This window comes from Shewanella sp. 10N.286.52.C2, from assembly GCF_002874545.1.
GTDB lineage: Bacteria > Pseudomonadota > Gammaproteobacteria > Enterobacterales > Shewanellaceae > Shewanella.
Genome location: NZ_MCTV01000027.1, coordinates 1 through 18,766 on the forward strand (window position 1 = coordinate 1; position 18,766 = coordinate 18,766).

Here is an 18,766-nt window from a genome sequence, read left to right on the forward strand (position 1 = left end):
GTTGAAGTGAAAACTGAAACGCCAGCGGTTGAAGTTAAACCTGAAACAGCTAAAGTTGAAGTTAAAACGGTTGCATCTGCACCTATGACTAAGCCTGTTGCAATACAACGTAAAGCCGCAGTCGCACCAACAACTGTCGCACCAACCGAAGTTAAAGCTGAACCAGCTGTTAAAAAAGCACCAGTCGCTAGCCGCTTCGGCTCTATGGTCATGTCAGATACGACTAAGCCAGTAACAGAGGTTCGTACTCAGCAAGCTGTGCCAAAAGGCCGCGAGTATCAAGCTTCGCAAACTGAAGCCAATAGCGTTAAGTCAAAAGTGGCCAATAGTGCTTCAGCAGATATGTCTAAAGCATAACTGTTAGCATTCACCTTTGATGGTAATAAAAACCACGCTTCTTAGCGTGGTTTTTTTATGCTTAACTTTTACTAAAAACTTAGAGACTGTTCAAACTACCAGCCCTTATCAAGCCTTGATATTAATCCTGATTATAAAACCTCAGCTGTGATCTAGTTTTTCTGTTACTAACGAAAATATCAAGCTTAGCTTATCCTCTTAAAAATTCTCTCTAAAACCCTAACGATACGAATTAGCACAAATTAAGTTTAATTTCAGGTTTAGAAGGTTTGTCATTTTTGTTAACATGCTCACACTTTTATTATCAAACACATCAATAGATTTCAGAGGTTAAATGTTCGATCTACTACGTCATAAAACCAGTAGCGGCAAAGCAGATATATTATCTGGTTTAACCGTTGCACTCGCGCTTATTCCTGAAGCCGTTGCTTTTGCTTTTGTCGCACAAGTTGAGCCTATGGTAGGACTTTACGCAGCCTTCATCATGGGGCTAATTACTGCTGTTATTGGTGGCCGTCCTGGGATGATTTCTGGCGCTACCGGCGCGATGGCTGTTGTTATGGTATCACTGGTGGTTGAACATGGTGTTCAATACCTATTTGCCGCAGTAGTACTGGCAGGGATAATACAAATTTCTGCCGGTATTTTTAAACTGGGTAAATTTATCCGTATTGTTCCTTATCCTGTGATGATAGGTTTTGTGAATGGCTTAGCCATTGTGATTTTCCTTGCACAATTAGGCCAATTTAAAGTAAAAGATGCTGCTGGCAACATGGTATGGCTTGCACAAGAGCCCCTAATGATTATGTTAGCTTTAGTGGCACTAACTATGGCGATCATTCACTTCTTACCCAAAATAACCACTGCTATCCCTTCTTCATTGGTGGCTATTTTAACGGTAACGGCATTGGTTGTAGGCTTAGATTTAGATACTCGCAATGTACTCGATTTCTTAAAAACCATGAGCGGCGATGAACAAGCAACAATTGCAGGTAGCCTGCCAAGCTTTGCTATCCCAAGTGTCCCATTCACGCTAGAAACGCTTTATATCATTCTGCCTTATGCCTGTATTCTTGCTGCTGTAGGCTTGATTGAATCATTGCTGACGCTAACCGTTATTGATGAAATGACTAACAGCCGTGGTAAAGGTAACAAAGAATGTGTTGGTCAAGGTGTTGGTAATATTACCAGTGGCTTTTTCGGCGCTATGGGTGGCTGTGCGATGATTGGACAATCGATGATTAACATCAACTCTGGCGGTCGTGGACGATTATCAGGGATCACTGCAGCACTCGCTTTATTGGCATTTATCTTATTTGGTGCAGCCTTTATTGAAATAATTCCGTTAGCTGCATTAGTTGGGGTTATGTTCATTGTCGTTTTAGGTACCTTTGAATGGGCCAGTTTCAAAGTCATGGGCAAAGTGCCTAAGCATGATGCGTTTGTCATTGTGTTAGTAACAACGGTAACCGTGTTCACAGATTTAGCCTTCGCAGTATTTGTCGGCGTTATTGTGTCTGCATTAGTCTTTGCTTGGGAGCATGCCAAACATATTAATGTTGAAACCAATATTGATGCCAACGGTTGGAAAGTTTACAAATTAAATGGACCGTTATTTTTTGGTTCGGTATCTAATTTCTTAGAGCTGTTTGACGCAGAGAATGATCCTGAAGACATTATCGTAGACTTCCAAAACTCACGGGTTGCAGATCATTCTGCCCTCGATGCAATTGACACCTTAGCAGAGCGTTATCTTGCTGCCGGTAAGAAGTTACACTTGCGCCATTTGAGCGGTGATTGTAAAGATTTACTCCATAAAGCTAGAGCGTTAGTCGAGGTCAATGTGATTGAAGATCCCCATTACAAAGTGGCTGACGACGCATTAGACTCTTAATCGTTAGGTTTACACATTAAAAAAGGCGAACTCAGTTCGCCTTTTTTGTTGCCGATGTAAACTAACCTTAGCTAGTCATTATTTATCAGTGTCCTTTAACAACTGCTCAAATCGTTTCATCGCCATTTCAAATTTTGGTTTAATAATTAACTCACAATATGGCTGCTCAGCATTATTAGCATAATAATTTTCGTGAACACTTTCTGCAGGATAAAAAGCTTCGAACATGGCAACTTCGGTCACTATAGGTTTAGGCCAAATGGCTTGCTGAATTAGTTTACTAATAGCGATGGTCGCTTGATCAACCTGCTCTGTTGAATGAGTAAAAATAACTGAACGGTATTGCGGACCTTTATCATTACCCTGCTGATTTAAGGTGGTGGGATTGTGAATGGCAAAGAAAACCGCCAGTAAGCTTTGGTAACTAATGATACTAGGATCAAATTCCACCAATATAACTTCAGCATGTCCAGTATCACCAGAACATACCGCCATATAATTTGCATCGCTACCACTACCGCCACTGTAGCCTGGCGTTACCTCAATCACTCCCTTTAACTCATTAAATACCGCTTCAATGCACCAAAAACAGCCCGCGCCAAAAGTAGCAAACTGATTACTATTTACTTTTTGTAATTCATCTGCCGTTTGAAATATCATCGAAACAGAATTGACACAGTGACGGATATTTTTAGCGGTTAACATTTCGCCTTCAAATATATGCCCTAGGTGGCCGTCACATTTTCGGCAGGTGATTTCGATTCGATGGCCATCTTCATCGGGAGTTCGGTCAATTGCTCCCGGTATTTCATCATCAAAAGCAGGCCAACCACAATGAGCATTAAATTTATGCTCACTTTTATACAGAGGCGCTAAGCACTTTTTGCATAAATACACCCCTGGGGCATCATGTTTGAGGTATTCGCCACTAAAAGGTTGCTCAGTTCCTTTTTGTTCAATCACATACTTTTCGAATTCCGTTAACTGCTTCATGAGTTCCATCTCTACTTCTGTTTTGATTAGGTTTACTGTACTGCAAGTATTACAACTATGGCAGTATGCACAATAAAGATCACTATTTCGACTGGCCAAGACATATTTCGCATCAAAAAATTGCGACAAAGTGTGACCAAGGTTAGAATCGCGCTGGGTCAAATAAAAACAATAGAAGAAAAATATGAAACTAGAAACAATTGATTACCGCGCAAAAGATTGTCCACAACAGTTTGTCGCTTCATTAAGAGAAACCGGGTTTGGCGTTCTTTCTAACCACCCAGTCAGTCAAGAATTGGTCGAAAAAATTTATCAAGAGTGGTATGCCTTTTTTCAATCTGAACAAAAAAATGATTATCTATTTAAACCAGAAACCCAAGATGGATTTTTCCCTGCTTCAATTTCAGAAACCGCTAAAGGCCATAGCGTAAAAGATATCAAAGAATATTTTCACGTTTATCCTTGGGGCCGTATTCCTGAATCGTTAAAACAAAATATCTTAGCCTATTATGCACATGCCAACGCGCTAGCAGCAGAGTTACTCGGCTGGATTGAAGAGTACGCACCTAAGGATATTGCTGACAAATTCTCAATGCCATTACCACAAATGATTGAAAATAGTCAGAAGACATTATTAAGAGTACTGCACTACCCGCCAATGCTTGGCGATGAAGAGTTAGGCGCTATCAGAGCTGCTGCACATGAGGACATAAACCTTATTACTGTACTACCTGCTGCCAATGAGCCAGGACTACAAGTTAAAACCAAAGAAGGTAACTGGGTTGATGTACCCAGTGACTTTGGTAATATCATTATCAATATCGGTGATATGCTACAAGAGGCATCAGCAGGTTACTACCCTTCAACGTCACATCGGGTGATTAACCCTCAAGGCAGTGATAAAACTAAATCAAGAATTTCATTACCACTATTCTTACACCCAAATCCAGAAGTAGTATTGTCAGAGCGTCACACCGCTGACAGCTACTTAATGGAAAGACTGCGTGAGCTTGGGGTTATTTAACCCTACTGCTTATTTAGTGACATCGTTAATAATATTAAAGCGCCAATAGGCGCTTTTTTTTATCATTTTTACTCATAACAAGGTAGAATATGCCCCCTTTGTTAGTAGTAGATTTATAAAAGGCAAAATCATGGCAATTCAATGGTATCCAGGTCACATGCATAAAGCTCGTAAAGAGATTGAAGAGGCAATGCCTCAAGTCGATCTTGTTATTGAGGTGCTTGATGCCCGTATTCCTTACAGTAGTGAAAACCCAATGGTTTCTAAGCTAAGGGGCGATAAGCCATGTATCAAACTACTGAACAAGTCTGACTTAGCAGATCCAAAAGTCACGGCGCGTTGGATTGAGTACCTTGAGCAGGAACAAGGCGTAAAAGCCACTGCTATCACCACACTACAACCTGGTCAGGTCAAAAACATTCCTGATATCTGCCGCAAACTGGTACCTGCCAGAGACAAAATCGAAAAAGATATTCGTACCATGATCATGGGGATCCCTAACGTTGGTAAATCTACCATCATTAATACACTTGCAGGTAGAACCATTGCTAAAACCGGTAATGAGCCAGCTGTAACTAAACGTCAACAACGAATTAATTTACGAAATGGCATCGTACTATCAGATACGCCGGGTATTTTATGGCCTAAAGTAGATAACGAAGCCAGTAGCTACCGCCTTGCTGTTACTGGTGCAATTAAAGACACCGCAATGGAATATGAAGACGTTGCCATGTTTGCTGCTGAATATTTCTTAAAAGCTTACCCACAAGAAATTTGTGAGCGTTATAAGCTTAAATCATTGCCAGAAACCGACATTGAATTACTTGAAGAAATTGGCCGTAAGCGCGGAGCACTAAGACCTGGTGGCCGTATCGATTTACATAAAGCATCAGAATTACTGTTACATGAATTCCGCTCTGGCAAAACAGGGCTACTTACCCTTGAAACCCCTGAAATGGCCGAAATCGAGAAAGAAGAAGTCGCTAGAGTGTTGGCTGAAAAAGAAGCTATTAAGCAGCAGAAATTAGAGCAAGAAAATCTGAAACGATCAGGTAAACGTCACCAAGGCGAATAAGGCTTTAACAAAAACATCCAGCTTATCTGCAATGTGTTTGATAAACGACATATTTAAAATAAAGGCTTAGCAGCAATGCTAAGCCTTTATTGTTTTTACCCGTTAAAGAGCGAATATGTATAGATAATATTAACGGTTTTTCGCTATCTGCTTTGCTAAATTATCAAGGCTAGACTCCAGTAAGTCCAAAACCGTTTCAAAACCATTAGCGCCGCCATAGTAAGGGTCAGGAACTTCCTTGGCATGATTCACTTGCTCAAGGGAAAACTTATCCATACTCAGTTCATCAAAATCAGCTACATCGTCACTCATATAACTAAGCATTAATTTAAGCTTATGTTGATGTTCTTGCGGGCATATTGCCTGCAAGTCCTTTAAGTTAAAAATATCTGCAGCCAGTATTAAATCAAATTTTTCAAAATCAGCCTGAGCGATTTGCCTTGCATACATGCCTGAAAAGTCTAAGCCTCTGGCATTGCCCGCTTTAATCGCGCGCGGATCGGGCGCATTACCTTGGTGGTAAGCTAAGGTGCCAGCAGAGGCAATCTCGATGACTAAGCCATATTCAGCCGCTTTACTACGAAACACAGCTTCAGCGCTAGGTGAGCGGCAGATGTTACCTAGGCATACGAATAGTACCGAGTTAATTGTATTCACATAAGTTCCTTTTTCAGCGTATTAAAAATTGTTTTTATGTCTATCACATTTTAGGTCTTTCTCTTAAAAAATGAGCGAATCGTGGCACACCATTTTTGGTTAGACCTAAGTACTGATAAGTTATCGTTGCGCCTATTTGGGGCGGCTTACGCCTTTGTTCATCGCTAAAGCCGCTACCGATTTTAAACTCAAGCCCATCGGGCATGCTGACAACTATTGCCCCTAGCATACCGGTATATTTCCCCTTGCCTTCAATATGCTTAATAACAATGGCTTCAGCATCATATTTGGGTTTTAATTTCATAATATCTTGGCTGCGACCTACTTTATAAAAAGCTTGCTTGCGATGAAGCATTAGCCCTTCACCTTGGGCACTCACGACTAAATCCAGTTTTTTATACAGCATGGTGTCAGAGGTTATCGTTTCTTGGGGTATGACTTGCAGATATTTAGACTGCTTGGCCAGCTGTTGCAGTGCTATGTATCTGTCACGAAACATGCCCCCATGTTCAGGTAAGTCAAACAGCATAAACTTCACTTGCCGCCACATTTCACTGTCTGGGATATTTTTTCGTGCAAGCCCTGACATGGCTTCAAAGCTTGCTCTTCCTAGCCATAACTCCCCTTCTAAAACCTGCTTGGGAAAATCTGCCACGAACCATTGCGGTAAAATGAACTCTCGACCTGAACGTGAAAGCATTTTGTCCCCAGTCCAATAACCACGTACACCATCTAACTTTTCACTGACATAATATTGATTAATATCAATTCCTTCAGTGATTTTGGTAGCAAGTTGGATTGCTGGCTTATCTGCAGCAAACAATATGGGGGGCGCAAAGAGACTCAATACTGTCATGATGATTGATATATTACGCCTTATAAAATCAGCCAATATAATTACTATCAACGACAGAGCTGACACTGGCGTAGCAATAGTTTTTGATAAAAAAATAGACATAGCTGCATCCTTGCTGGTATTTGGAACAACATCCTGTTGCCGTAAAAGTAAACTAATAATTAAACAAATTGATTAGCAATTTTAGTGCATGATCAATAAACTGCCATAAGTTAGCCAATGTTTGGCTACTTTTGTCATCAATTGGACCATCATCCACCAAACCATTTAGGGACTAAGTCAGCCAATATGAAACCTGAAAACAATCATGGATTAAAACGTGTCTTACGTGCGACAGGTTTTTCATTTAAAGGGCTTAAAAGTGCATGGGTTAACGAAGCAGCATTCAGACAAGAACTGATTTTAGCGGGGATTTTACTGCCAGTGGCTATTATGGTCGATGTCAGCCTTATTGAAAAGTTGCTGTTAATCATGACTTTATTTATTGTTCTGATCACCGAATTAGTTAACTCTGCAATTGAAGCTGTAGTGGATCGCATTAGTGATGAAATTCATCCCTTAAGTGGCCAAGCCAAAGATACTGCCTCTGCAGCAGTATTTATGAGCCTAGCCCTATGTGGGATCACTTGGGCATGTATTTTGATTAATGCCTATGTGCTGAATTAGTCTCTTTTACTTTTTAATCTTGTCAATCAGCCACAGCAATTCTGCGCCCCTCTACGATGTAGTTATTATCAGGTATGGTTATAAATGCGCATTAAACAAGCTGGTTTAATGCGACTTTCGTTTGTTTTTAGCCCAATACGCTTGTTAACCTGTACTAGATCAAAAAAACCACCGCTTTAGCAACAAAAACTTCACATTTGCTTACATAATGCTAATATATTTCAGCGCTAAGATATTAGCCTAGTAAAACTAAAAAAATAATAATGCACGACCCTCATTTATTACCCCAAATGAGCCCCATAGAGTGCGGAGAAATAATGTTAAAGCGAGTCCCTATCGGTCTATTGACAGCCCTATGTATATCTAACAGTGTGTCTGCTGACGAGTATAAATTTACTCTCGGGGCTTTTTATGCCAATACAGATTCCACCATGTTAGTTAAAAGTGCCAGAGATACAGGTAATTACTATTTGCTTGATTTTGAAGACGACTTACTTTTAACAGAAGATCAATTTCTACCTTTTTTCGAATTCCGCTATCACTTCAAAGACCGTCATAATATTTACCTTGATTGGAAATCTCTACATCGAGATGCTGAAACCCCACAACTGGGGTTTGATATTGAAATCCCTGAATTTGGCGATAATGATCAGAATTACCTTATTGATGGTAGTGCCACTATTTCCACCACGTTAAATATCGATATTCTCCGTTTAGGTTATGGTTATGATATTTGGCAAGGTGAACAATATTTTGTCGGCGCATCGATTGGTATTCACACCATGTTTGTTGAAACCATTTTCGAAGGCAATATTAGTTTATGTGAAGGTCACAGTGACCCCAATAGTTTGTGTGATACGACGACCTTTACTCCAAAAGTTGTTGATAACGCAATCACTGCGCCTCTGCCTAATATCGGCTTATATGGTAACTATGAATTTTATCCTGGTTGGACATTTGGCGCCCATGTTCAATATTTTGCGATCAAATATGATAATTTTAAAGGTTCGTTAGTCGACATCAGGGCTGGCGTGCAGGCGAAAATTAGCGATAACTGGCAATTAGCACTGGCGTATAACTATTATGATGTCGATGTTGATATTGAACAATCTAGAAGTATTTTAGATGAAGAATATCGTACCCTAGATTACAACATAAACTATGGTTTCACCGGCCCTATGTTTGCAGTGTCCTACCGCTTTTAAACAACTACATTTTTAATCACGGCAAAATATCTTATCTTCAATCAATAAACGGGCAAACTTTATTTAAGGTTTGCCTGTTTATCAAAAAACTTACTAACAAAATATCTATCACATTAATTAATTGTTATATTTCATTGATAAACCTAATTGGTTCATTCGCTTTATTACCTATTTTGTTGAGGGATTGAATGTCTAACGATTTATTGAAAACGGCCGCGCTTCATCTAAAAAAAGCCGTACCTTTAATGCTAAAACACAGCATTCCAACAACACCAACCAATTATGCACTTTGGTATGCCTATGTTAGCGAAACCAATCCTAAGCTAAATCTGGCACTTGATGAAAATATTAAGCTAAATCAACAATATTCACCCGTTTCAAGTGAGTTACTGTATCGAGAACATATCGCCGATCCTGTTGAGTTAGATGTCAGAACTATGCGTCAAAATCTTGATGCTATGGTGTGCGAGTTATCTCAATCAATCAAAGATACCCATCATGACACCCGTACTTTTCAATCTCAAATACAAAAAAATGTCCGTAAATTAACTGAGTTTGAAAACCAAGATTTTTCACTGGAACAATTGGTCACTGTGGTGCGCAGTATGGTTAAAGAATCTTCGCGTATTCAATCAAGTAGCAAGAGTTTTACTGAACAACTCAATAAAGCGCAGTCCGAGATTAATATTTTAAAACAAAAGCTGGCTAAAACAGAAAAAGATGTTTTGTATGATGCACTCACCGAAACGTTAAATCGTCGCGCCTTTAATGACGATATTAATGCGGTTATTGCACAATCGCCCCAAGGCTGCTGCTTGATTATGGCTGACATTGATAACTTTAAACTATTTAATGATACTTATGGCCACCAGCTTGGGGACTTAGTACTTAGAGTGGTAGCCAAACGGCTACAGGAATCTTGTCGAGAAGGGGTAAAGTTATACCGTTTTGGCGGTGAAGAGTTTGCCATTATCGTCCCAAATAGCCAATTAAGGATCGCCAGACAATTAGCCGAAGCCATGAGACGCTCCATTGAAAAACTCAGGGTCAAAGACAGGCGCAGTGACACTCGAATTGATAATATCAATGCGTCATTTGGTGTGGTGCAGTGGCAAGAAAATCAAACAACTAGTCAGCTAATTGAGGCTGCTGACCAGTTGTTATATCAAGCAAAAAGATTAGGGCGTAATAGAGTCATGCCTATATAGTTAAAGCGATTAAGTAGCGAGTTAAATTAAACCGTCCAATTAAAACAACTAACTGTGATTTACTTGTTTTGCCGTTACCACGTAACGGTAATCACTGCTTGCAGACAAGTCTTCAAACGGGTAACAGGTTATCAATGTTAGCTGATTATCCGCCGTCATATCGAGTATCTCTGTTTGCGTTTCATGTACTATATCGATGCCGGTTATTAAGTAACTTTGTATTTGCCCAATTGCGGTTTCTAATTCTACGATGTCGCCTTTTTTAACATTTTTTAAGTGTGAAAAATGGGTGTCTCTGTGGCCAGCAATGATTGTATTACCAACCTCTCCAACCCCTGCACCTTTAAGCATCAAGCTTGGGCCAAACGCCAAATTTCGGCCCGAAGCCCCCGCTAGCACAAACATAGGATCCCCTACAGGATAAACATCTGTTTCTTTATCTGCATAAAGCATTAACTTGCCAACTGGATGCGTATCAGCCCAGCTCCAAGGCTTATGGGGTGTTTGGTCTTGCAAGGTTTTATTCCATGCTTGCTCAATTAAATATTGCGCAAAATTCGCTTTAACTTGCATATAGGCTCCATGTGATAAAAAACTGACTCCTAAGACGGCTAAACAACCAGGGATGAGCATTTTTAAACTTATCAACGCAGCGCTCCTTATTTATGCTTAGGTATGGTTAACCGCTGACCAGGAAGACACTGCTTAAGCCAAAGTCCATGCAAAAGCGCAATCAATAAAAAGCTTAATCCAATGAGTATATTCAAACGGCTCGATGTTGCTGTTTGTGGTAAGACTCCAGCTTTGTTTAATCCTTTAGGTAAATGTGGCTTTACTTGATAATCAGCGTTAAATTCAGGGGTAAAATTAACTGGGGTTTTATCGACCGCCACTAGACTTGTTTGTGAGGTCACCAGGTGATACTTCATTCCTAATGCTTTAACTTGCTGTTTTATTCTTTCACTGTTCGCCCTAGTTTGGGTGGCTTCAATGGCATTGATTTGCGCATTAGCCCAGATAAGATCTAACCCTGGGGCCTCAATGTCTGAATTATCTAAATGACGAGTCTGGTGTGGATTAGGTATCTGTAGTTGCCAATATTCGCCCTGAGTCTCGCCTGATATAACAATATCTTGCTGATTGTATGCCGGAGATTTAAAGCTGACTAAGATTGGTTCATCAGTATATAAATCAGGGATTCTTGCAGGCCAATGATCAGGAATTGTGCCGTCTTGATAAGTGACTTTTACATCTGTTGCCACTGGTTGCTCAATCTTTTGCAGTAACCCTTCGATTTTTTGTTTTACCTCAGCCGTTTTACCAATGTAGGTGTAAATGCCACGGCCAAACATGGCTGCGCGCTCCATAAAGTGCGTATTCGGGGCCGAGCCTATCCCGACAGTGAATAATCGACTTTGACCTAAGTCGGCTTCTATTTGCTTAAATAAACCTTGCTCGTTAGCCACCGCGCCGTCTGTAATAAATATCACCTGACGTAGCGCGTTTTCACTCCCGATTTGATTGCTTTGATCTTGAATTAGCAAAGAGGCAGAAAGCGCCATGCTAATTTCAGTGCCGCCATTGGCTTGTAATCCTTGGACAAATTGATTGGCTTTAGCAATATTACGGCTGTTAACTTTCAAAGATGATGCAGATAGTTTTGTTAACTGATGATTAAATCCAATAATATTAAACTTATCTTTCGTTCTTAAACCTGCAAGCGCAGACAGTAAAGCCTGTTTGGCCTGCACTATAGAGTCCCCTTCCATAGAGCCAGAGGTATCAATAACCAAGATTAACTCCCGAGGAGTGACCCCGTTATACGTTTTAACTTGTGGCGGCGTTAACATCACTAAGCCGTAATAATCTTGATTGTTGATACTATTTTTAGCTGACCTAAGTTCAGCTGATTGATGAGTTAATCCTTGTTGAATGAACATTGATGGCAGCGGCAACGCAACTTCAGCATGATTTGCAGCATGCGATTTAGCTGCATCAACAGGCTTCCAATTCAATACAAAATCTTGATTGGCGACCACAGCGCGATCAAGTTCTACCATCCATTGTTGCTTGCCTACCACTGGCGCTGCTTTAATTTTGTGATACGGACTGGTTACCGCACCAAGTTCAAAACCTGAATTTAATTCGACATTAATATTAACCATGATATTACCAGCAGAATCCGAAGAGGCATCATCAGTTACAGCCCCTTCTGCAAAGTTATTCAAATTAAAGCCGGTTAGCATCTCAGGTAGCATTTCAGCAATAGAATCAAATATGCCCAAATGGTTATGGCGCTGTTGCCGACTAGGACTTTCACTAGAACTCTGACTGCTAGCACTATTACCGACTAAAACTTGCTCTGATAAAGCTGTTGGCGAATAACGCGGCGTAATGGTCATTGGAAACCGTAAACTAAACTGACCCTCTTTATAATTAAGTTTTTCTTGATAACTTATCTCAACAGTTAAAGTTTCGTTAGGGGCTAAATTCGCCACTTCTGTGGTAAAAATATTCACCCTTTGCTGACTCACTAAACTGGCACGTTTACCTGCAGCTTTGGCTTTTTCAAAGGTGGCTTTGGCTTGTAATTTTGGTTGTACTTCGCCTTCAATAATACGCTCGCCAATGACTAACCGCATTTGATCCACTGCTCCATTATGGGATAACGGAAAATGATACTTACCGTTTATAAAGCCTTGGGTGTTATTGGTAAAGGTTTGCTTAACCTTAACGCGATTAACCCAGCCAGATACTTTCATTGACACATCGGTGGATAAAGGCAAGCTATAGTGGATTTCACCCTCTTGTATATATTCAAGCACGCCCAGGGTTATCTCAGCAGAGCGCCCATCTGCTTTACTTGTTGGCATTGCATATACTGGAAATAGCACATTCAAAATCACTAAACCCAGTAAAATTAAGCTCGAGCAAAGGTAATGCACCCTATGACGATTAACACTAATATTCATTGTTTTCTCTCCATGAAATTAGCGTAAACCTCAAAACCAGCATTCTCACCAGTCCAAGGTTTACACTGAATTTTCGTCATATTAATTAGCGGCTAAAGCTTCACCCACAGGGATAATTTTTAAAGTCACGCGGCGATCAAAAAAGTCGTTTTCAAAATTTTGTTGCTCATGTAAAGGCGCTGTCGCGCCATAGGCTTTGGCATGTAAGCGTTCATCAGCTATGCCTTGATTAGCCAAATACTTGGTCACTGCTATTAAACGCTGCTCTGATAGTGCTTGGTTAAATTTACTGTCACCGCGGCGGTCAGCGTAACCGGTTAAATCCAACATCAAATCTGGTGATAATGCCATCACATAAGCAACATCATCGAGTTGTTGTTCAAAATGAGGCTCGATAGTCGCTGAGCCGGTTTTGAATTGCACATTTAGCCCGATGGCCAGCTCTTGCATTTTTTGCTCTTGAGCATGGCGCAAATCGGCTAATTGCGTCTGCACTTGTATATATTCATCATTGACCTCCGCCAAAGATTGTTGCTTTTCATGTAGCGCCGTAAGTTCATAAGTTTGCAGCTCGAGTGCCTGTTGTTGCTCGGCGAGTAACTCATTTTGAGTTTCAATCTCAGAATCATCACCCACAGTCTTACCAATAAGTACCCCAACAAAGCTGCCAACGATTGCGCCAACAGGTCCGCCTACCACAGCGCCTAATATGGCCCCAGATGACAAGCCGACTAACTCTTCTGTGTGCTCTCTTTCTGGTGTTTGTGCTAAAACATCACTTGAATCAATGGTTGAATCAATCGCTGGTTTCATTTCTTCTGCGTGTAAGTGAGTGATGTTGGCGATCGATAAACTGCTGATGATTGCGATGGCGATTAATTGCTTTTTCATGGTGTTGTCCTTTATTTCAGATTAATAATTAAATTTGAATGAAGTGCGTTTGCTCATTCGATGAAACTATTAAACAGCATTGAAATGGCAATTAAGGGGCGTAAAAGTGGCAATGTAGCGATGAAATGTGGCAACAATATGGCAATTGCTAGGGAGCGCTTTTTTGGCCATAAAAATAATGTATAGTCAGCCATATAAGACAAAACAAAGATGGTGATATGAAAAGAATTGCGATTGTAGAAGATGAAGTAGCCATTAGAGAAAACTATAAAGAGTTACTGCAACAACAAGGCTATAGCGTGCAGGGTTATGCCAACCGCCCTGCTGCCATGTTGGCTTTTAATGCCCGTTTACCTGACCTAGCCATTATTGATATTGGCCTTGAGACCGAAATAGATGGCGGCTTTACCTTATGTCAGTCGCTGCGATCTATGTCTAGCAGTTTACCGATTATCTTTTTAACCGCCCGAGACAGTGACTTTGATACCGTTTGCGGCCTTAGATTAGGCGCTGATGATTACCTATCAAAAGATGTCAGCTTTCCGCACTTAATTGCTCGTATTGCCGCTTTATTTAGACGCTCAGAACTGATTGGCGCAGCCATCGTTGAAGATAACCTGATTGAACACGGCAAGCTCACCATTGATGGCAACCGTATTCAGGTGTACTGGCAGCAGCAACCTATAGAGTTGACCGTGACAGAGTTTTGGATGGTGCACGCGATGGCAAAACATCCAGGTCATGTGCGAAGTCGCCAAGACTTAATGCAAGAAGCTAAAATATTTGTCGATGACAGTACCATTACCTCCCACGTTAAACGTATTCGTAAAAAGTTTTTAAGCGCAGATAAAGACTTTAATTGCATCGATACCGTGTATGGCATGGGTTACCGCTGGGACAGTGTCAGTTAATGTTTAATATTCCCATAGGGCTGCGCGCTAAAGTCGTTATCTTATCGCTATTTTTGCTGTGCTTACCTTGGCTTGGCTATGAATACGTGTGGGAAATGGAAAAATACCTGCGCCACGGCCAAGAAAAAACCTTGGTGGGCACCACTCAAGCCTTAGCCACCGCATTGCATGAACGCCCGAAACTGTTTAATCACCAAGCCAGTTTTTTAAGTCAGGTTGAAAAAGGCCGCGACTTATACGCCTATCCACTTTCGGGACCAATTCAACTTGATGGTAAACTGACTGATTGGCAGCAATATCAGCATAGAGTGATCAATTATGGCACTGATCACGTGATTTTTAATCGTAATGAAAACCAAGTCGTTGATATTCACTTTAGTCACATGGTGGGTAAATACGCCGGCTATTTATATGGATTTTTTGAGGTTGCCGATAAGCATCTGGTCTATCGTAGTAAAAATAGCTTACGGGTAGATAAAAACGATCATTTAGTGATTGCCACTCAAACACCTGATGGCCAATTTAAGCGTTATATTGTCGCCAACACTCAAGACGGTTGGTTAAGTGCCTTTGAGCTGCCACAAGATCCAACTCAATCAATGCCCGTAACACCAGAAATTCGCATTCAAGGACAATGGCTTGCCACCGATAGAGGTTATAACATTGAATTTAGAATGCCGCTAAATATGCTAGGCAGTAAACTCGGGTTCGCCATTTACAATGTTGATGACAGCCAAACCCGTACAGTGAATACTATTATCGGTACCTCAGCTATCGATTCTGTGGCGCATTTAGGCACAGTCTTAGTGCCATCACCTGAAATTGAAAATATTATCAAAGGTATGAGTCATAACAGCTCGCGTATTTGGGTGGTTGATAATCATGGCCGGGTATTAGCTAAATCGGGTGACATTCGCGCCAGCAATAATCTTTGGTCATCAAGCTTAGATGACACCCGTGAGCCTAGCATTTGGGGGCAATTTAAAACTGATTACCTATTGCCGCTATATTATAAAATCCTCACTAAACCGCCGCAGGATTTTGTCGATTCATTGCAAGACTCAACCGAGTTAAGTGGCAGTCATATACAACAAGCCCTTAATGGAAAACAAGGCTCAACCTGGCGCTTAACCCCTGATAGTAAAGCTGTGGTATTAGCCGCGGCCAGTCCTATCTGGATTGATGATAAAGTCATGGGCGCCGTCATTGCTGAAGAAACCACCCACGGAATTCGTACCCTGCGTAACCGCGCGCTAGAAAAACTGTTTAATGTGATTTTAACCATCATGAGTATGGGCACCTTGGCGCTGTTTATCTTTGCATCCAGCATTTCAAGCCGCATTCGCAAACTCAGAGATCAATCTGAACAAGCTATCGATAGCCAAGGCCGAGTGAGACAACAAATTGTCCCCTCTAAAACCCGTGATGAAATTGGCGATTTATCTCGCAGTTTTGCCAATATTGTTGGCCGTTTAGGTCAATACACCCACTACTTAGAGAACATGTCATCGAGGCTGTCACACGAACTACGTACCCCAGTTGCCGTAGTGCGTTCATCCCTTGAGCATTTAAGCTTGCAACAACTTGAGCCTGGCAGTGAAAAATACGTCGCTCGCGCTCAAGAAGGTGTCAGCCGTTTGCATTTAATCTTAAACAACTTAAGTGAAGCAACCCGCTTAGAAGCCAGTTTATCCCATGCAGAGCAAAGCCAGTTTTCTTTAACAGAAGTCATTAGCGGCTGCATGCAAGGTTATCAATATACCTACCCTGAAACTCAATTTACCCTAGACATTGATGATGGCCCAATGATCATGTTCGGTGTACCTGAATACATAGCGCAGCTGATGGATAAACTGATTAATAACGCCATTGAGTTCAGTACTGATGATCCTATTAGGCTGACACTTAAACGCACCGCTAAAACTGCGATTATCGAACTGGCTAACCAAGGGCCATTATTGCCTGCAGACATGACAGCGCAAATCTTTGAATCTATGGTGTCAATACGTCCACAAGGCGTGCAAGCCAAGCCGCATCTAGGGCTAGGTTTGTACATTGCAAGATTAGTGACTGAGTTTCACCAAGGCAGCATTAAGGCTGAGAATCTAGCCGATGGCAGTGGGGTTAAGTTCGTGCTGATATTCCCCTTAGCAGACTCAAAATAACCTTTATTTTAGCCGTATAGATGTTAGGATGGCTAAAACAATAATTCATAACATCCGTTGTGCCAGTTGGGAATGAATCTATGAGCAATCAGCAAGACAAATTAGCCACGCAAATCGTCAGTGTCGGCAGAGACAAAAAATACACCAAAGGGATTATTAACCCACCGGTGTTTCGCGCCTCAACCGTAGTGTTTGACACCATGGATGACATGCGTTTTGCCATTAAAAATAAAACCAATGGCGAAATGTTTTATGGTCGCCGTGGCACCCCAACGCATTTTTCATTTCAGCAAGCCATCAGTGAACTTGAAGGTGGCGTAGGTACCGCCTTGTATCCGTCAGGTGCGGGAGCAATAAGCAGCGCGTTACTGTCATTTTTAAAAAGTGGTGACCATTTATTAATGGTTGATAATGCTTACGAACCCACCCGCGATTTATGTAATAAGCTGTTAGCTGGCTTTGGCATTGAAACCACCTATTACGATCCGTTAATTGGTGAAGGGATTAAAGCGCTGATTAAACCCAACACCAAGGTGTTATTCCTTGAATCACCAGGCTCTATCACCATGGAAATTCAAGATGTTCCCACTTTAAGTCGTATCGCACACGAACATGATATGGTCGTCATGCTCGATAACACTTGGGCTTCGCCTATCAATTGTCGTCCATTTGAGATGGGCGTTGATATTTCAATTCAAGCTGCCACTAAATACATTGTTGGTCACTCTGATGTGATGATGGGCACAGCAACCGCTAATGAAGCCTGCTGGGAACAACTGCGTGAAAACAGTTACATCATGGGTCAAACCACCTCACCAGATGATGTTTATCTTGCCGCAAGAGGTTTACGCACCTTAGGCGTCAGAATGGCCCAACATGACAAAAATGCCTTAAAGGTCGCTAATTGGTTAGCCTCCAGACCTGAAGTAGACCACCTGCGCCACCCTGGGTTTGAAACTTGTCCGGGCCATGAGTTTTACCAGCGAGATTTCAGTGGCGGTAATGGCTTATTCTCATTCGTACTCAAACAAGGCAACTTAGCCTCTGTGACCGCTTTTGTAGAAAACATGCGTCACTTCAAAATGGGCTTTTCTTGGGGTGGTTATGAAAGTTTAATTCTCGGTGTCTTTGGCATTGATAAAATTAGAACTGCCACCACATGGGACACCAGCAAGCCGCTTATTCGCCTACATATTGGCCTTGAAGATCCCGATGATCTTATAGCCGACTTAACCGCAGCATTTGAGCGTTATAACGAGGTTGAATCTAAGCGCTAAGCCCTGATTTAGAGCTTATCAACAACACAAATAATCGATAATAAAAAGGCCGAACAGTGTAATATGTTCGGCCTTTTTAATGTTTTGAATGGCTAAAATAGATAAGTCACCCTAATTAACAAAGTAAACTATTCATCAATCACCTGAGTAAATGCCGCATGAAAAGCATCATAATCTTCATATTGTGGCATGTGACCTAAACCTTCCAACTCAATAAGGCTTGAACCTTTAATCATTACCTGAGCTTGTTTGCCAAGGTTTTGGTCATCTCCAAGCTTTCTATTAACACCTTTTTTTAACCAACCTCGGCCAGGGCCTGTTCTATCCCTAGTGCCGATGATTAGAAAGGTTTCACTACTAATTTGCGAAAATTTATCTACTATATTTTCTGAAAATATTGGACTATAAGTTAAGGCATTACTCCAAGCGATTAAGTGCCAATCATCCTCTGCTAGGACACCTTGATTGTGCATAATACGAACATCAATCCAGTTTTATCCATTTATCAAGGGTTTCTTGTATCCAAACCGCCAACTCTTGTCGCGACAACTCGTTTTAACAATAAATGTAACTAGCGATTATAATTAGGCTGATGTGGAGTTGAATATTTCACTT

Annotated in this window: 16 protein-coding genes and 1 pseudogene; 10 read left to right on the plus strand and 7 right to left on the minus strand. The window is 41.2% G+C overall.

The features are described from left to right. Together BCU94_RS19585 and BCU94_RS10850 are read left to right on the plus strand one after the other, a co-directional pair. Nucleotides 1-357: pseudogene (locus tag BCU94_RS19585) on the plus strand (ribonuclease E); the annotation flags it as partial. A 334-nt stretch (nt 358-691) separates the two neighbouring features. After that, nucleotides 692-2,251 (plus strand): SulP family inorganic anion transporter, encoded by a 1,560-nt coding sequence (locus BCU94_RS10850; RefSeq protein WP_076536194.1) that lies wholly within the window; start codon nt 692-694, stop codon nt 2,249-2,251. A 78-nt stretch (nt 2,252-2,329) separates the two neighbouring features. Here BCU94_RS10850 and BCU94_RS10855 read toward each other — a convergent pair whose 3' ends face one another. Next, a complete protein-coding gene (locus BCU94_RS10855) occupies nt 2,330-3,244 on the minus strand; it encodes a bifunctional methionine sulfoxide reductase B/A protein (protein WP_102476392.1) in 915 nt (304 codons plus the stop codon). Nucleotides 3,245-3,428: 184 nt separating this feature from the next. Here BCU94_RS10855 and BCU94_RS10860 point away from each other — a divergent pair, with 184 nt between their 5' ends. Together BCU94_RS10860 and ylqF are read left to right on the plus strand one after the other, a co-directional pair. After that, a complete protein-coding gene (locus BCU94_RS10860) occupies nt 3,429-4,268 on the plus strand; it encodes a 2OG-Fe(II) oxygenase family protein (RefSeq protein ID WP_102439613.1) in 840 nt (279 codons plus the stop codon). A gap of 130 nt (nt 4,269-4,398) precedes the next feature. Further along, entirely contained in the window at nt 4,399-5,343 is a 945-nt protein-coding gene (ylqF, locus tag BCU94_RS10865; RefSeq protein WP_076536189.1) for a ribosome biogenesis GTPase YlqF, read from the plus strand. Between the two features lie 129 nt (nt 5,344-5,472). Here the strand turns inward: ylqF and BCU94_RS10870 are convergent, their stop codons facing one another. Together BCU94_RS10870 and BCU94_RS10875 are read right to left on the minus strand one after the other, a co-directional pair. Then, entirely contained in the window at nt 5,473-6,000 is a 528-nt protein-coding gene (locus BCU94_RS10870; protein WP_102476393.1) for a low molecular weight protein-tyrosine-phosphatase, read from the minus strand. Nucleotides 6,001-6,043: 43 nt separating this feature from the next. Next, nucleotides 6,044-6,958: a DNA ligase gene (locus BCU94_RS10875; RefSeq protein ID WP_241904990.1), complete on the minus strand. Its 915-nt coding sequence runs from the start codon at nt 6,956-6,958 to the stop codon at nt 6,044-6,046. A 186-nt stretch (nt 6,959-7,144) separates the two neighbouring features. On the opposite strand from BCU94_RS10875, the gene BCU94_RS10880 reads away from it, so the two are divergent. From BCU94_RS10880 to BCU94_RS10890, 3 genes are all read left to right on the plus strand, one after another. Then, nucleotides 7,145-7,522 carry a diacylglycerol kinase gene (locus tag BCU94_RS10880; RefSeq protein WP_102439618.1) on the plus strand — a complete coding sequence of 126 codons (378 nt, stop codon included), beginning with the start codon at nt 7,145-7,147 and terminating at the stop codon, nt 7,520-7,522. Nucleotides 7,523-7,839: 317 nt separating this feature from the next. Next, nucleotides 7,840-8,727 carry a hypothetical protein gene (locus BCU94_RS10885; RefSeq protein ID WP_241901034.1) on the plus strand — a complete coding sequence of 296 codons (888 nt, stop codon included), beginning with the start codon at nt 7,840-7,842 and terminating at the stop codon, nt 8,725-8,727. A 188-nt stretch (nt 8,728-8,915) separates the two neighbouring features. Continuing rightward, a complete protein-coding gene (locus tag BCU94_RS10890; RefSeq protein WP_102476394.1) occupies nt 8,916-9,935 on the plus strand; it encodes a GGDEF domain-containing protein in 1,020 nt (339 codons plus the stop codon). A 48-nt stretch (nt 9,936-9,983) separates the two neighbouring features. On the opposite strand, the gene BCU94_RS10895 is transcribed toward BCU94_RS10890, so the two are convergent. The 3 genes from BCU94_RS10895 to pdsO form a co-directional block, all read right to left on the minus strand. Further along, nucleotides 9,984-10,568, minus strand: coding sequence for a class GN sortase (locus BCU94_RS10895; protein ID WP_102476395.1), 585 nt, complete (start codon nt 10,566-10,568; stop codon nt 9,984-9,986). Nucleotides 10,569-10,594: 26 nt separating this feature from the next. Then, complete coding sequence (locus tag BCU94_RS10900; protein WP_102476396.1) at nt 10,595-12,907, minus strand: marine proteobacterial sortase target protein; 2,313 nt, start codon at nt 12,905-12,907, stop codon at nt 10,595-10,597. Nucleotides 12,908-12,988: 81 nt separating this feature from the next. Next, nucleotides 12,989-13,798, minus strand: coding sequence for a sortase-associated OmpA-like protein PdsO (gene pdsO / locus BCU94_RS10905; RefSeq protein ID WP_102476397.1), 810 nt, complete (start codon nt 13,796-13,798; stop codon nt 12,989-12,991). Nucleotides 13,799-14,016: 218 nt separating this feature from the next. Between pdsO and pdsR the strand changes: the two genes are divergently transcribed. The 3 genes from pdsR to BCU94_RS10920 all read left to right on the plus strand — a co-directional run bounded on the left by pdsR (nt 14,017) and on the right by BCU94_RS10920 (nt 18,151). After that, complete coding sequence (pdsR, locus tag BCU94_RS10910) at nt 14,017-14,709, plus strand: proteobacterial dedicated sortase system response regulator (protein ID WP_102439606.1); 693 nt, start codon at nt 14,017-14,019, stop codon at nt 14,707-14,709. Then, entirely contained in the window at nt 14,709-16,874 is a 2,166-nt protein-coding gene (gene pdsS / locus BCU94_RS10915) for a proteobacterial dedicated sortase system histidine kinase (RefSeq protein ID WP_102439605.1), read from the plus strand. The genes pdsR and pdsS overlap by 1 nt, the downstream gene beginning before the upstream one ends. Nucleotides 16,875-16,954: 80 nt before the next feature. After that, entirely contained in the window at nt 16,955-18,151 is a 1,197-nt protein-coding gene (locus BCU94_RS10920) for a cystathionine beta-lyase (RefSeq protein ID WP_102439604.1), read from the plus strand. A 128-nt stretch (nt 18,152-18,279) separates the two neighbouring features. Here BCU94_RS10920 and BCU94_RS10925 read toward each other — a convergent pair whose 3' ends face one another. Next, the gene (locus BCU94_RS10925; protein WP_198589306.1) at nt 18,280-18,624 is read right to left on the minus strand and encodes a hypothetical protein; all 345 of its coding nucleotides are present in this window, start codon (nt 18,622-18,624) and stop codon (nt 18,280-18,282) included. Nucleotides 18,625-18,766: the final 142 nt, after the last annotated feature.